Here is a 14,869-nt window from a genome sequence, read left to right on the forward strand (position 1 = left end):
AATTTAATGCACTCTACCCCCCGCGCCCCCGATCTCCACTGGGACGTGCGCCGTTACAGCGGTGAGCACCAGGCCCACGCGCACGACCACGTGCAGATCATGTTTGCCCTGCAGGGCCGCATGGAGCTGGAGATTGGGGGCCGCGCCTGCTTTGCCGACACGGCTTGCGGGGTGATCGTGCCGGCCGGGGTGGCGCATGGCTTTGAGGCCGCAGCCAACACCCGCATGTGGGTGCTGGATGTGCCCGCGCAGCCCGGCCTGGAACGGGTCAAACGCTTTGCCGTGCCGCCGCTGCGCCGGGACTTGGCGATACATCCTCTGGCGCTGGCCGACCTGCTGCAGGCCCCGCAGGTTTTGCAGCGCCGCCGCATCACGCTGGCCGCCCTGGATGCCGCGCTGGATGCCGCGCTGCACGCCCCCTGGACAACAGCACGCATGGCCGCGCTGTTCTTCTTAAGTCCGCAGCGCTTCCACGCCCGCCTGCTGGAACTCACCGGCAGCCCGCCGCAAAGCTATCTGCGCGCGCGGCGGCTGCAGCGGGCCATGGCCCTGGTGCAAGGCGGCATGCCGCTGGACACCGCCGCGCTGCAGGTGGGCTACCGCAGCGCCAGCGCCCTGGCCTATGCCTTGAAGCGCGACCAGGGCGTGGGGGCCAAAAGTTTGCGCAGCTGAGCAGGTCGAGAGTCTCTCGACATTTCGCTTGCGCGCCCTGCCCCACCATAGGCGCATGCAGAACAAAACACTCCTCGGCAGCCTGATGGTGCTGGCCGCCGCCGTGCTATGGGGCACGACCGGCACCGCCCAAAGCCTGGCCCCGCCGCATTTGTCGGCCTACTGGATCGGCGCGCTGCGGCTGGTGGTGGCCTCGGGCTTCTTCGCCATCTATGGACTTTTAACCGTGCCGCGCAGCCGCTGGGCGGGCGATCTGCGCGCGCTGCCCTGGGGCCGGGTGCTGCTGGCGGGCATGTGCGTGGCGGGTTACAACCTGGCGTTTTTTGCCGGAGTCAAGGCCAACGGCGTGGCGATTGGCACGGCCGTGGCGCTGGGCAGCGGGCCGGTGTGGGCGGGCGTGTTGCAGTGGCTGTTTACCCGGCAGATTCCGCGCCCGGCCTGGTGGCTGGGCACGCTGCTGGCGGTGGCCGGGGGCACGCTGATGGTGCTGGGCGGCGGGGCCGACCATGCCGTGAGCCTGCGCGGCACGCTGCTGTGCCTGGCGGCGGGCTTGAGCTACGCGGCCTATGCCGTACTCAACCAGGGGCTGGTGCGGGCTGCACCGCCTGCCACGGTGACGCTGTGCGTGTTTGGCGCGGCAGCGTGGGTGGCCGTGCCGGTGGCGCTGGCGGTGTCGGGCCCGTTCAGCGCCACGGCCACCGACGTGCTGGTCGTCGGCTACCTGGGCGTGGTGGCTACCGGGGTGGCGTATTTGCTGTTCAGCTACGCGCTGCGCTGGGTGGCCAGCGCTACGGCGGTGACGCTGGCGCTGGCCGAGCCGCTGGTGGCCTTTGGCCTGGCGGTGGCCGTGCTGCACGAGCAGACCACGCTGGGCGCGTGGATCGGGCTGGGTGGCGTGCTGGCCGGGCTGGCGGTGGTGATGGCCGCCGAGGTGCGCCAACGGAAAAACTAGCCGCCAGGGCCATGGTGCGGTAACTGCAGATTTAAAGCAAATCGGCCTCTTGTGCTTATTGGACAAGCACGAGAAGCTATAAAAAATAGAGCAACCCACAAACACCTTCGGCTCTGCGGAGGTTAATATGCGGTCCTTCCTGCTCTATTACAAATATTTACAAGGACGGCGCTATGGACCACTCCCCCACCACACCCGGTTCCCGCGCCTCGGTCGCGCGGCGGTTGGCCTGGCTGTCTTTGGTGGCCCTGGCGGCGGTGCTGCTGGCCGTGGCAGTGGCGATCGGGGTGATCGAACACCGCAGCACCCATGCGCAGCGGGTCAGCACCGTGACCGAGCGGGTGCAAAGCGTGGTGGCCGTGGCCGATGCCTACGACCGCATCAACCGCGAGCTGGTGCAGCGCGCGTACCGCAGCTTTCGCAGCAGCTTTGGCGCCACGCTGAGCCTGGACCCGGCCACCGGCCAGTTAAGCAACGCCGACAAAGTGGTCAACGACGACTTCAGCGCGGTAGACCAGTTCACCCTGGACACCGGCGGCGTGGCCACGGTGTTTGCCAAGAAGGGCGACGACTTTCTGCGCATCACCACCTCGCTGAAAAAGCAGGACGGCGCGCGCGCCATGGGCACCCTGCTGGACCGCAGCCACCCGGCCTACGCGCTGGTGCAGGCCGGGCAAACCTACACCGGCCCGGCGGTCTTGTTTGGCACGCCCTACATGACGCGCTACGAGCCCATCAAGGACGCAGCCGGGGCCACCATCGGCATCTTTTTTGTGGGCAGCGATATTTCGCTACAGCAGGCGGCGCTGGACAAGCAGATTACCGACTCCAAGTTCTTCACCTCCGGCGGCATCTACCTGCTGGACGCGCGCGGCCCGCTGGCCGATGCCAAATTTGCCATCCACCCCACGGCCAAGGGCAAAAAGGTGCTGGAGGCCTTTCCCCAGGCCGAGCCCTTCCTGACCGCCCTGTCTGCCGCGCCCGACGGATATGTGCGCGATGCCGCCACGCTGCTGGGCAGCACGCCCACCGACACCTGGGCGGTGATGCGCAAGACGGCATCGGGCAGCGGCTGGCTGGTGGCCGAGGTGGCCGAGAGCGAGGCCATGGCCGAGTACTGGCGCAACATGACCGTGATCTGGAGCCTCCTGGCCGCCACCACCGTGCTGCTGGGCGTGGGCCTGTATGTGCTGGTGCGCCGCACCGTGAGCCTGCCGCTGGCCGAGCTGACGGTGGCTGTGACCGCCGTGGCCCAGGGCGACCTGACCCGCGCCTTCAGCACCCAGCGCACCGACGAAATTGGCGCGCTGGTCAACGAGGTGGAAGGCATGCGCCAGCGCTACCTGCAAGCCCTGTCGCAGGTGCGCTCTGCCGTGGAGAGCATCAGCACGGCCAGCGCCGAGATCGCCAGCGGCAACCAGGATTTGAGCGCGCGCACCGAGCAGACCGCCACCAACCTGCAGCGCACCGCCAGCAGCATGGAGCAGCTCACCAGCACGGTACAGCAGTCGGCAGACTCGGCGCGCCAGGCCAACCAGTTGGCCGCGTCCGCCGCCGCCGTGGCCGCGCGTGGCGGCGCGGTGGTGGGCGAGGTGGTGGCCACCATGACCGACATCAACCACAGCTCCAAAAAGATTGCCGACATCATTGGCGTGATCGACGGCATTGCCTTCCAGACCAATATCCTGGCGCTGAACGCTGCCGTAGAAGCCGCCCGCGCGGGCGAGCAAGGGCGCGGCTTTGCGGTGGTGGCCAGCGAAGTGCGCAGCCTGGCCCAACGCAGCGCGGATGCGGCCAAAGAGATCAAGACGCTGATTGGCGCGTCGGTGGACAAGGTGGAATCAGGTTCGCGGCTGGTGCAGAACGCGGGCAGCACCATGGATGAGATCGTCAGCTCGGTGAAGCGGGTGAGCGACACCATTGGCGAGATCACCGCCGCCGCCGCCGAGCAATCGGACGGCATCGGCCAGGTCAACAACACCGTGGGCCAGCTGGACCAGATGACCCAGCAAAACGCCGCCTTGGTAGAGCAATCCGCCGCCGCCGCCGAGAGCCTGCGCGACCAGGCCGACCGGCTGGCGCAGGCGGTGGCGGTGTTCAAGCTGGTCTGATGTCGCCAGCCGCCAAGAGACGAAAAAAGCGTCTCAGCGGCCTTCGGCGATGATTTTCTGCAGGTTGCGCTCGGCCAGCGCCGAGATGGTGAGTGAGGGGTTCACCGCGCCGGTGGTGCCGGGAATCAGGGCCCCGTCCACCACATACAAACCGGGGTGGCCCACCACCCGGCCATAGCCGTCGGTGGCTTTGTTCAGCACCGCGCCGCCCAGGGGGTGGGCCGTCCAGTTGCGGCCTGACACGTCGGGCGTGATGAAGGGCACGCCCGGGATGGCACCGGTGGCCGCGCAGATGCGGTTGTTGACGGTACGGCTCACGGCGATGGCGTCGTCATTGCCGTCGGCCGCCCAGTTCAGCTTCACAGACCCGGTGGCGGGGTCGTAGCGGAAATCGCCCCGGTGGGTCTGGTCGAACACCATGCCCAGCGAGCCGATGATGCCCAGGTCTACCGGCAAGCCCGGCACATACCAGTTCTCCAGGGTGATGGGCAAGCCCGACGCGGCGTCGTGCACGCGCGAGGCGCTGGGTGAGGCCTGGGTAATGCCGCCGGTGAGCGCCAGGCTGCGCACCACGGTGGTGTCGCCATTCGTGCCCCAGCCCTTGCCCACCTCGGCATTGAGGTTACGCAAATTGCCGGTGGCCTGGGCCTTCACCAGCAGCTCCGATGTACCGATGGAGCCCGCGCCCAGAAACAGCTTGTCGCAGGTCAGCACATAGCGGTCGAGCTGCGTGCCGTCGGGGTGGCGCTTGACCACATCCACCGTATAGCGGCTGCCGTCCCAGCCAATGCCCTGCACCTCGTGCCCGGGGTAGATGCGCACACGGCCAGTCTCCTGGGCCTGTTTGAGGTAGTTTTGGTTCAGGTCGAACTTGGCCCCGTTGCTGTTGCCATGGTTGCTCAGCCCCACGGTGGCCGAGGCCCGGCTTTGCAAACCCACCTCGGCGCGCACCACGTTCCAGTTGAAGATGGACTCGCTCAAGGTCGTGGTGTACCCGGCCGCACGCACCTGCGCATCCCAGGTACGCGAATGCCGAAAGGCGTTGGCGTTGTACAGGTCGCTGGGGATGGTGCTCAGGTTCAGCATGGCCCGCACGCGCGGGTAGTAGACGGCGTTCATCTCGTCAAAGCTGACTGCGCCGCCAAAGATGGCATCGAAATACTGCCGCTCGGGCTGGATCATGCAGCCGGTAAAGACCATGGAGCCACCGCCCACGGCGGCTCCGCGCCAGACCGTCATGTTGGGGTAGACGGTGGCATCCATGACACCCCCAAACCGGTCGAAATAGGCGGTATTACCGGCAATCATCTTCGCGCTGGTGGCGTGCCAGAAGGCCCGACCATCGGGCAAGGTGTCGTTGCTGAAAATATCGCGCCACGGATCGGTGGGCCATTGGGAGCCGCGCTCCAGCACGGTGACCTGCTGGCCCGCCTGCCCCAGGCGCAGCGCCGAAATGGCCCCGCCAAAACCCGAGCCAATCACCAGGCAGGGCGTGTAGGTGGGTGGCCGGGGAATGGTCTGGAAAATCTCGGGCACCAGGGCCTTGTACTTGAGCAACTGCAAGGAAGGCAGAAGTGCGGAATGGGCCGAGGGGGTGGCCAAAGCCCCTGCGCCCAAGCCCAGAAGTGTGGTGCGTCGTGTCAGCATAGTGGTGTCCTATCGCATAGCAAAAAACCGGATGGCCCGAAAAACCGGGGTCTGTTGCTGGAAAAGTATAGGAAGCAAGCACCTGCATTTCGCCAGTGAAAAAGTAACTTTAAGTTACTTAATCTCGTACATAAAAATTTAATTTACAATTAAATCAATGACTTAAATTTTCACACTCCTGGCGAGAATGAGCCTTAAACCAGGGAAAAGGCTCACTTTGTGAGCCCCGCAAAACCCGCACAGTCAGTAACGCTTGCCGGTCACCAACAGCGCCAGCCGCATCACCAGCATGGCCACGTATTCCAGGCCGCGCTGGCGCAACGGGCGGGCGGCGTAGGTGGCCGGGTCCATCAACTTGCCGCCCTCTTCCATCGCCTGCAGCAGACGCACGCGCAGGGTGGCGGCAAAGGCCGGATCCTCCACCACCACGTTGGCTTCGCGCGCCAGCAGCAGGCTCAAGGGGTCGAGGTTGGACGAGCCGACCGTGGCCCAGTGGCCATCCACCACCGCCACCTTGGCGTGTAAAAAGCTGGCCGCGTATTCATGGATTTCCACACCCGCACCCAGCAGCACGCCGTACACCGGCCGCGCCGCGTAGTACTGCATGAAGTATTCGTACCGGCCCTGAAGCAGCAACTGCACCCGCACACCGCGTTCGGCCGCAGCCACCAGCGCCTGGCGCAAACGAAAACCGGGTACGAAGTAGGCGTTGGCAATAATGATCTCGTGCCGGGCCCCGGCGATGGCCCGCAGGTAGGCCCGCTCGATCCGGGTACGGCTGCGCAGGTTGTCACGCAAAACCAGTGCTGCGCTTGTGGATGGGGCATCAGCAGCTATGGTTTCAGGAGCAGGAACACTACGGAGCTTGGGCGACAAAAGCACTTGCACCGCTTCTTGCAGCTTGCGCTGGCGCAGGTCGCGCACGGCTTGCAGCCGCCGCCACAGCACCTGCATGGTGGTGTCGATATGCCCCACGATGGGCCCGCTGATACGCACTGCAAAATCAAAACGCGGGGCTTTCAGGGCACCAAAGTTGGGGTCATGGAAGTCGTCCAGGATATTGATGCCGCCGCAAAACGCCACGCTGCCGTCCACCACGCACAGCTTGCGGTGCAGCCGCCGCCAGCGCGTGGGCAGCAGCAAAGCCAGCATATTCACCGGCGAGTACACCCGCCACTGCACACCCGCAGCGGCCAGGCGCTTGCGCCATTCTTCGGGCAGCGTGCCGGTGCCCAGGCCATCGACCACCACGCAGGTCTGCACCCCACGCTGGGCGGCGCGCAGCAGTGCCTCGGCCACTTCGGCACCGGCACCGGTGCAGTCAAAAATGTAGGTTTCCAACCGCACCGCGTGCTGGGCCGCGTCTATGGCGGCGACCAGGGCGGGGAAAAGCGCGCGGCTGCCCTCCAGCAGATCGATTCCATGGCCACTGCGCAGGCGCGGACGGGGGCGCGGCATGCCGTTTTAGATTTCGAACTCTGCCAGCAGTGGCAGATGGTCCGACATGCGCCACCAGATGCGCCCGCGCGGCACTTCCAGCCCCACCGGTTTCAGGCCGCGGGCATACACGTAGTCCAGTTGCGCCAGCGGCAGACGCGAGGGGTAGGTGCGCACGCCGGGCTTGTCGAACGCATGCATGTGGATGCGGTTCAGCGCCAGCCGCATCTGGCTGCCCCAGTCGTTGAAGTCACCCGCCACGATCAGGGGCGCGTCGGCCGGCACATCGCGGGCGATGTAGGTGGCCAGCTGCTGCACCTGGCGCGCGCGGCTGGCCGGAATCAGCCCCAGATGCACCACGATCACATGGATGGGCACGCCGTGCGCCTGCACATGCACATGCAGCAGGCCGCGCTGCTCGAAGCGGTGGTCCGACATGTCCTCGTGCTTGTGCCACACCACCGGCCAGCGCGACAGCAAGGCGTTGCCGTGCTCACCGTGGCGGGTGATGGCATTGGTCTGGTACACCGCCTCATAGCCGTCGGGGGCCAGGTAGTCGGCCTGCGGCAGATCGGGCCAGTGGGTGAAGTATTTTTGTTCGCTGCGGTTGAGCTTGCGCACCTCTTGCAGGCAGACGATGTCGGCATCCAGCTGCTCGACCGCGTGGCCCAGGTTATGGATTTCCAGCCGCCGGGTCGGCCCCAGGCCCTGCACGCCTTTGTGGATGTTGTAGGTGGCCACCCGAAGAATGGTCATGGGCAAAAGCGAGGAAGCATCAGAATGGCCTCGGCGTTAGAGGGTGAAAAACAGGCGCGTGCGGCTGCATGGTACGGCAACCAGATGTAAGCCGTGTGCTCGCGCGGGCTCAGCACCACCGGCGTGCCCTCGGGCACCTGCAGGCTGAACAAATGCTCGCGGTTGTGCCGCACGCCGGGCGCATAGCGGTGCAGCCACTGGGGGTAGATGGTGTAGAAGTTGTCCAGCTGCCAGTCGCGCAACTGGCCGGGCAGCGCCTGGATGCCGGTTTCTTCGGCCACCTCGCGCACGGCGGTGTCGCGCAAATCCTCGTCGGGTGCGTCTTTGCTGCCGGTAACGGATTGCCAGAAGTCGTCGGCATCGGCGCGGCGGATCAGCAGCACATCGAGCGCGGCGGTGTGGATGACCACCAGCACCGACTCGGGGATTTTGAACGTGCTCAACTGTGCGCGGCCAAAAAAGCGTCCAGCTCGCGGCGATCGGGCCCATTGCCCACGCCGCCGGTGCGCAGGCATTTCAGCGCGGCCGCGGCAGCTGCAAAGCGGATCGCGTCGCGGTCGCCCTGCCCTTGCGCCAAGGCCAGCGCCAGCGCCGCATGGAAGACATCACCCGCGCCATTGGTGTCTATCGCCTTTACGGGAAATGCATCAATGACATGCAGCACGCCGTCGCTTCGCATCCAGCGCACGCCGCGCGGGCCCAGGGTGACCACCGCCACCTGGGTACCGGCATCCAGCGCTGATTGCAAGGCGGATTCAATCGACACGCCCGGCGCAAACGCCATCAAACCGGATTCGGAAAACACCGACCAGTCGGCCAGCGCGCTCAGGGTCTGCAGGTCGGCCTGGGGCGACAGGTCGCCGTCCAGCACGCTGAGCACGCCGTTGGCCCGCGTCCAGTGCAAGGCTGCCAGGGCACCGGCCATCCAGCGCGGGTCGACCATCACCACGTCCGACCCCTGCAGGCCCGACACATCCATGGGCAGCGCCTTGCGCAGTGCATCGCCCCGGCAGTTGAAGATCTGCCGCTCGCCGTGCGCATCGATCACCACCGCCGAAATCGACGACGTGGCCCCCGGCACCCGCTGCAACCCGGAACAATCTACGCCCAGGCTGTGCACCCGCCGCGCCAGAAACTGCCCGGCCTCGTCATCGCCCACCGCGCCAAACAAGCCTACGCGCGCACCCAGCCGCGTCGCCGCGATGGCCGCATTGGCCGCCATGCCGCCCGACACCATGCGGTATTGCTGGGCCGGGGTCTTGGTTGGCTGCTGCGGAAACGCCGCAATATCAAAACAATGGTCCAGTGCCGCATGCCCCACCGTACTGATGCGCGGCCCCACCGCAGACGCATCCACGCTTGCGTACGTGCCCGATATCTCACCCATAGCGCCTCTCTGTGGTCCACGGCCCCGTGCGCCCACCCCGGGCCCACGCTGTCAGCGCATTGTGGCCCAAGCTCCGCACAGCCCCAAGACAGTCCTTGGACAATGGCGTGGCAAATTTTGAATGAAAACAGCCTCTCGTGCTTATCTGTCAAGCGTTACAAGCTATTAAAATGGTAGCGCCACACAGAATTTCATCCACTTGCACACCACAAGCCCAACAAGAGCTTCTAAAAACACCGTGATTTAGTGCATAATAGTGGGCTTGCCACAGTGGAAATATCTACTGCATCGGCACCAGTTTTAGAAGTGGGTTCTTAGCTCAGTTGGTAGAGCAGCGGACTCTTAATCCGTAGGTCGACAGTTCGAATCTGTCAGGACCCACCACTTTTAAGTCAATAAGTCAAGCACTTAGGTCAAAAGCCTAAGTGCTTTTTTTATGCTCCTCTGATGCGGTGGCTTCATACCGTGGTCCGGACGCTTGCAGTCATGCGAGTGTGCAGGATGCCAGGCTGATGCCGATAAGCGCTGCCATGGCCTGCACGACCATACTGTGGTCCTCGCGTTGCGGCAAACCGGAAATAGTTGCAGCGCCAACGAAACCAACACCCCTCACCCGAATCGGTACGCTGCCACCGTGGTGCGCGTAGTCACGCAGAGGCAAGCCAGACTGGCCCTCTAAAGTCTCCCCTTCCTGCAATGCAAGTCCGACCGCGTAGGAGCTACGCTGTTGCAATTCGGTTGTGTTGCGTTTGCGGCGGGCCCAGTCGGCATTGTTCGGCGAGGTCCCGGGCATGGCATAAGAAAACACTGTTTCGCGGCAGATCCGGATTTCAATTGTCACGGCCAGATTCTGTGCTTCGCCAAGCTTTTTGAGGGACTCGCCCAATAGCCATGCCGTCGTATGGTCAAAAAAATTGAACTGCAGAAGTTCTTCCTGCTGGGCAATGGTTGCCAGATCTGCAGCATTCATAACCGTGCCTGCGCAAGCTGCGCCCGGGTGGGCAAGCCTTCCGTATCACCCAGAACCTGCACCGCACGGGCTCCAATCCACGCCCCACGCCGAACAACGTCCTGCTCTGCCAGCCCTTCCAACATGCCACTGATAACGCCCGCTGCGAAACCATCGCCAGCCCCCACGGTATCGACCACCGTCTCGACCGGAAAGCCAGGAACGTAGGCAGCCTGGTGCCTTGTTGCCCAATAGGCCCCTTGTGCACCTAGCTTGATGACGACCAGGGACACGCCAGCATCGAGATAAAACCGAGCGATTCCCTCTGGTGAATCTCGCCCCGTCAACAGCGTGCCTTCTTCAATGCCCGGCAACACCCAGTCGGCGCGGAAAGCCAGGCCATTGATGGTCTCGCGCATCAGGGCCTCGCTGGCCCACAGCGAGGGACGCAGATTCGGATCAAAGGAAATGGTTTTTCCGTGTTGACGCATGGCCTCCATGCTGGCAACAGAGCTTGCAAGGCAGTTGGGGGACAAAGCCGCAAAGATTCCGGTGGCATGCAAATGCCGGGCACCTGCCAACCAGGGAATATCGATGTCTGCAGGCTGAAACAAGCTGGCGGCAGAACCTTTGCGGTGGTATTCCACCTCTGGATCACCGCCGCCTTCCACACGGCCTTTGATCATGAAGCCCGTGCGCTGCGTTGCATCACACACCACATGGGAACAATCGACATTTTCTGCCTGCAGGGACTGCAGCAGGTACCGCCCCATGGAGTCGGTACCCAAGCGGCTACACCATCCAACCTGAAGTCCCAAACGCGCCAATCCAATGGCCACATTGGTCTCCGCGCCCGCCGTACGCTTGGCAAACGCCTGCGCATGCTCCAAGGGCCCTGGCTGGTCGGCCACCAGCAACATCATCGCCTCACCGAAAGTCACCACATCAATCGACATATCGCTCTCCACGAATTTCTTCTATCCCCGACTGGACCCATCAGATAGTTTCTCGGTAAATGGAACCGGTCAGGTAATGGGGCCAGTTACGCTCAAAAAACGGGCGCTCGGCCTGCAGCAGTTTCCTGGGTTTGCAGGTGGTAATAGCCACCTCTTTACCCGTCCAATGCACCACAATCTGCTCGTCCTTGTCTTCGGTTTTTTCCATCCGGAAGCGGTAATCTTCCAGGGGCCCCTCATTCGTTGCAGGAACGCATTCACCTGCGGCATCGCAAATGGCTCTGGCACCTCGGCTGCCGCCGCCTTTTGAAACATAGAAGTCCAGCGCAGACAAAATCGCTTCTGAAGCTAATGCGTTTTGTCGCCACTGCAGCGCATGCGTCACACCAAAGGTCGTAGCGTCAAAAGAAACACCCTGCTCTTGGATGGATTGCCTGAGTTGCTTGGCCTCACGCAAAGCCGATGCAATCTGGTCTGCCCTGCAAATCATTCCAGCGGAATCGCTCATGCGAGCCTGCACCTCGCGCTTGATGCCCGAAGGCATGATCGGGCTCATCTCCTTGAGCGTTGCCTGGATGTAAAGAACACCATCCGCAATGGCTGCTTCTGCATGGGAGGCGCTTTGTGGGTCAGACTTTCTGGATGCGATGTGTTCGGCACAGCGCGTTCCGAATACCTGCCCAGAATTCAGAGCAGCTCCACCGGGGCGCGTGACACCGTGCGTTCCAGATGCCTCTCCAATTGCATAGCATCCATCCAGGCTGGTCTGCCCCCAGATGTCAACCGCCAAGCCGCCATTCATGTGCTGGTTGTTCATTGCGAACAGGAGAGGATGCTTCTCGATGTCCACCTTGTACTGCTTGTACAGCTCGATGGAGAGCGGGTTCATCTTCTTCAGGCGTTCTATGGGCTTGTCCAGCAAGGCACCTGACTTCTCCAGATACACGCGCACATCGGAATCGAGGCGTGCAAGATCGAATGCCTGGTCACCCGCAACGGCAACAGGATTCCGATGGAAGTCCATGTAAACCTTGCGACCAGACTCCATCTCTCTGAACACGGCAAGATCAAACAAACTTGATCCGAAGTCCAGCATACGGGTCGCATGGAAGGGCCATTGGTAACCCTTGCGGAACGTGTTGGACACCAGTTCTTGTGTCGTCCGGTAGTAACGGGCCAGGAAATTATGTTCGGCACCGGTACTGTCTACGGAGTACACATAGGGCATGCATTGTGCGTAAGTGCCCGACAAATTCCAGGGGAAGCCGTCGCGGGATGTACCAATGCCAAACTGGCTTTCTGTCAAATTGACCGCTTCAAGCCCCGCCTCCAACGCCATGCCCAACGAACCAAAACAGTTTCGGGGATAGACGCTGTCACGATACAGTTCACCGGGCCCACCTGCAGCGAGCACCAGGTAATCACACAGGTGCGCCACTACACCGTGCGGATTGTTCTCATCCCTCGATTTGGGGTCAATGCACAGCACACCTGTGACACGCGCCCCCTGCGCCAGTATCCGCACAGCCGTCGTCTGGTTATAGACGGGGATCCCCAGGTGGATAGCCTCTTGCGCCAGAACTTTCACCATCAAGCGGGAGGTACGCGGCCCACAACTGGTTGCGCGGCCCACTTCGTCATGGTCGGTCTGGTAGCGCAGCACACCACCATAGCTATCCACCGGCAAAGGCAATCCCAAAAACTGCAATGTAGACATGGCGCGACCGGAGCCCACTGCCTCAATGTAGGCCGTGTCCTTGTCCATGGCCCCACCCGCCCCGATCGCTTCCGCCATGGCTTTGAAATTGTCACCACGGTCTGAGGTATTGGCAGTGTGCAAGGTCTGCTTGTCTGACCCGGAGCAGGCAGACGTGCCACCGTATGCACTTTGCGTGACCACGGCAACGTCCATGTCCCGCCGCTTCAACTCCACCGCTGCACGCAGGCCCGCAGCGCCACTGCCGACAACCACCACAGGAGCACGCCGCACGGGAATGGTCCAACCTTGCACCGAGAACCACTCCTTGGTGGAGGGCCTGGGGCTCAACCGTGGCATCTTCACATCCGTCAGTGCGTCGAGGACCGCTTGCGACACCGCAGCTTTGTCCGGCGTATCCCGTGTATCCAAAGGTTTAGACATAGCTCAAAGTTTCCCAAGAATATGGTCCGCACCTTTTTCGGCCACCATGATGGACGGTGCGTTGGTATTGCAGGAAGGCACGCGTGGCATGACAGACGCATCCACCACACGCACACCTTCCAGGCCGATGAGTTTGAGGTCGGGTGTCACCACACTGCGCGCGTCGGACGCAGGTCCCATCTTGCAAGTGCCCACCGGGTGGTGATCGGTCTTGGCGTGCTCACAAGCGTAGTTAAAAAGGTCTTCGTCGGTGGTCAGCCCTGCACCGGGCAATACCTCTGCCTTGACATAGCGTTGCAAGGCAGGTTGACTCAGGATTTCGCGGGCCAAACGCAGGCCTTTGATGCCCATGGCGCGGTCATAGGGGTCCGACCAGTAGTTGGGATCCAGCAAGGGGGCGGCACCGGGATCGCTGCTCGCCAGGCGCACCGTTCCGCGAGAACGGGGACGCAGGTAGGCAGTATTCAGAGTCACCCCGGAGTTCTGCATCCTGGCAACACCGGCTTCGATGCCGGAGCCCAGGCCCAGGTGAAACTGGATGTCGGGCGAGCGGGCGTTTTCCTGGGGATCGGCATACCAAAATCCGCCAGTCTCAAACAAACTGGAGGCCACCGGGCCCTTCTTGAGCAACAGGTATTGAATTCCTGCCCATGCTGCATGGTGCGGCAGGTTGTATTTGTCGTAGGTGTGGTCGCCCGTACATTCGGCAATGACAAACAGATCCAGGTGGTCCTGGAGGTTGGAGCCCACACCCGGCAAATCATGCTTCACCGCAACACCCACGGATTTCAGATGGTCTGCCGGGCCGATGCCGGACTGCATCAGGAGTTTGGGCGAGCCCATGGCACCCGACGAAATAACCACTTCCCGGTGGGCACGCAGCACTGATTTCGCCTTGCTACTGCCCTGAACCACTTCCACGCCAGTCACCCGCCCCCCCTCCACCATGACACGGGTTGCCATGGTGTTCAACATGACGGACAGATTGGCTCTGTCACGGACGGGCTTGAGGTAGGCAATCGAGGTAGATGAGCGCTTTGCGTTCAACTGTGTCAACTGGTAGTAGCCCAAACCACCCTGCGTTTCACCATTGAAGTCTGGATTGAAGGGAATGCCCAACTCCTGCCCGGCCTGGAAATACGCCTCACAAATGGGCAAGGGGCTGATAGGGTTGGAAACACCCAGCGGCCCCTGGTAGCCGTGGTAGCGATTGGCAAAGCGCTGGTTGTTTTCAGCCTTCTTGAAGTAGGGCAGCACATCCTCGTAGCCCCAACCCGCGGCCCCTTCTTCGCTGACCCATTCGTCATAGTCCGCCGGAACACCTCGGGTGTACAACTGTGCGTTGATGGAAGACCCACCACCAATGACTTTGGCCTGCGTGTACCGCAGCACACGATTTTTGAGGTGCTTTTGGGGCACCGTGTGCCAGCCCCAGGAACCTATGCCTTTGGTCATCTTGGCAAAGCCTGCGGGCCAATGGAAGAAGGGATGGCCATCACTACCACCGGCTTCGAGCAGCAGCACTTTGACCGTGGGGTCTTCGCTCAATCGTCGGGCCAGCACGCATCCAGCAGATCCACCGCCGGTGATGATGTAGTCAAAATTTGCAGTTGTCATTGAAAGATCTTTTCACGAATATAGGAACCAACCCGCAGCCCTTGCGACGCCACCGTCAATGCAGGATCGACGGCAACCGACGAGGGGAAAAATCCGGCATCGACCACCTACAGGTTATCGTGATCCCAGGCCTGGCAAAAACGGTCGAGCGCGGATATGGCCGGATCGTCGCCGAAACGCACCGTGCCGCACGGGTGCGACACCGGAGCCGATGACGATGGCATCGCAGTGCGTGGCGGCCATAT

Annotated in this window: 13 protein-coding genes and 1 tRNA gene; 4 read left to right on the forward strand and 10 right to left on the reverse strand. The window is 62.7% G+C overall.

Going from position 1 to position 14,869, the window contains the following annotated elements:
• The first annotated feature begins 6 nt into the window (after positions 1–6).
• The 3 genes from AC097O_RS04835 to AC097O_RS04845 all read left to right on the forward strand — a co-directional run bounded on the left by AC097O_RS04835 (position 7) and on the right by AC097O_RS04845 (position 3,735).
• Positions 7–672, forward strand: a complete 666-nt coding sequence (locus AC097O_RS04835; RefSeq protein ID WP_479591728.1) for a helix-turn-helix domain-containing protein — start codon at positions 7–9, stop codon at positions 670–672.
• A gap of 55 nt (positions 673–727) precedes the next feature.
• Positions 728–1,624 carry a DMT family transporter gene (locus tag AC097O_RS04840; protein WP_479591729.1) on the forward strand — a complete coding sequence of 299 codons (897 nt, stop codon included), beginning with the start codon at positions 728–730 and terminating at the stop codon, positions 1,622–1,624.
• A 173-nt stretch (positions 1,625–1,797) separates the two neighbouring features.
• Positions 1,798–3,735 (forward strand): methyl-accepting chemotaxis protein, encoded by a 1,938-nt coding sequence (locus tag AC097O_RS04845; protein WP_479591730.1) that lies wholly within the window; start codon positions 1,798–1,800, stop codon positions 3,733–3,735.
• A 33-nt stretch (positions 3,736–3,768) separates the two neighbouring features.
• On the opposite strand, the gene AC097O_RS04850 is transcribed toward AC097O_RS04845, so the two are convergent.
• The 5 genes from AC097O_RS04850 to AC097O_RS04870 form a co-directional block, all read right to left on the reverse strand.
• The gene (locus tag AC097O_RS04850; protein ID WP_479591731.1) at positions 3,769–5,382 is read right to left on the reverse strand and encodes a GMC oxidoreductase; all 1,614 of its coding nucleotides are present in this window, start codon (positions 5,380–5,382) and stop codon (positions 3,769–3,771) included.
• A 243-nt stretch (positions 5,383–5,625) separates the two neighbouring features.
• Complete coding sequence (gene clsB, locus AC097O_RS04855; protein ID WP_479591732.1) at positions 5,626–6,840, reverse strand: cardiolipin synthase ClsB; 1,215 nt, start codon at positions 6,838–6,840, stop codon at positions 5,626–5,628.
• Between the two features lie 6 nt (positions 6,841–6,846).
• Positions 6,847–7,575 (reverse strand): endonuclease/exonuclease/phosphatase family protein, encoded by a 729-nt coding sequence (locus tag AC097O_RS04860; RefSeq protein ID WP_479591733.1) that lies wholly within the window; start codon positions 7,573–7,575, stop codon positions 6,847–6,849.
• On the reverse strand, positions 7,572–8,018 hold the full coding sequence (gene nudB, locus AC097O_RS04865; protein ID WP_479591734.1) for a dihydroneopterin triphosphate diphosphatase: 447 nt from the start codon (positions 8,016–8,018) through the stop codon (positions 7,572–7,574). Before nudB ends, AC097O_RS04860 begins: the two co-directional genes overlap by 4 nt.
• Positions 8,015–8,962: a PfkB family carbohydrate kinase gene (locus AC097O_RS04870; RefSeq protein WP_479591735.1), complete on the reverse strand. Its 948-nt coding sequence runs from the start codon at positions 8,960–8,962 to the stop codon at positions 8,015–8,017. The genes nudB and AC097O_RS04870 overlap by 4 nt, the downstream gene beginning before the upstream one ends.
• Before the next feature lie 308 nt (positions 8,963–9,270).
• Between AC097O_RS04870 and AC097O_RS04875 the strand changes: the two genes are divergently transcribed.
• A tRNA-Lys gene (locus AC097O_RS04875) sits at positions 9,271–9,346 on the forward strand.
• A 100-nt stretch (positions 9,347–9,446) separates the two neighbouring features.
• Here AC097O_RS04875 and AC097O_RS04880 read toward each other — a convergent pair.
• From AC097O_RS04880 to AC097O_RS04900, 5 genes are all read right to left on the reverse strand, one after another.
• Positions 9,447–9,932, reverse strand: a complete 486-nt coding sequence (locus tag AC097O_RS04880; protein WP_479591736.1) for a heme-degrading domain-containing protein — start codon at positions 9,930–9,932, stop codon at positions 9,447–9,449.
• Entirely contained in the window at positions 9,929–10,867 is a 939-nt protein-coding gene (locus AC097O_RS04885) for a sugar kinase (RefSeq protein WP_479591737.1), read from the reverse strand. Before AC097O_RS04885 ends, AC097O_RS04880 begins: the two co-directional genes overlap by 4 nt.
• A 40-nt stretch (positions 10,868–10,907) precedes the next feature.
• Positions 10,908–13,007 carry an FAD-binding protein gene (locus AC097O_RS04890; RefSeq protein ID WP_479591738.1) on the reverse strand — a complete coding sequence of 700 codons (2,100 nt, stop codon included), beginning with the start codon at positions 13,005–13,007 and terminating at the stop codon, positions 10,908–10,910.
• Positions 13,008–13,010: 3 nt separating this feature from the next.
• Positions 13,011–14,624, reverse strand: a complete 1,614-nt coding sequence (locus AC097O_RS04895; RefSeq protein ID WP_479591739.1) for a GMC family oxidoreductase — start codon at positions 14,622–14,624, stop codon at positions 13,011–13,013.
• Positions 14,625–14,731: 107 nt separating this feature from the next.
• Positions 14,732–14,848, reverse strand: coding sequence for a GMC oxidoreductase (locus tag AC097O_RS04900; protein ID WP_479591740.1), 117 nt, complete (start codon positions 14,846–14,848; stop codon positions 14,732–14,734).
• Between the last annotated feature and the right edge of the window lie 21 nt (positions 14,849–14,869).

It is taken from the genome of Rhodoferax sp. LS1P39 (genome assembly GCF_056521425.1).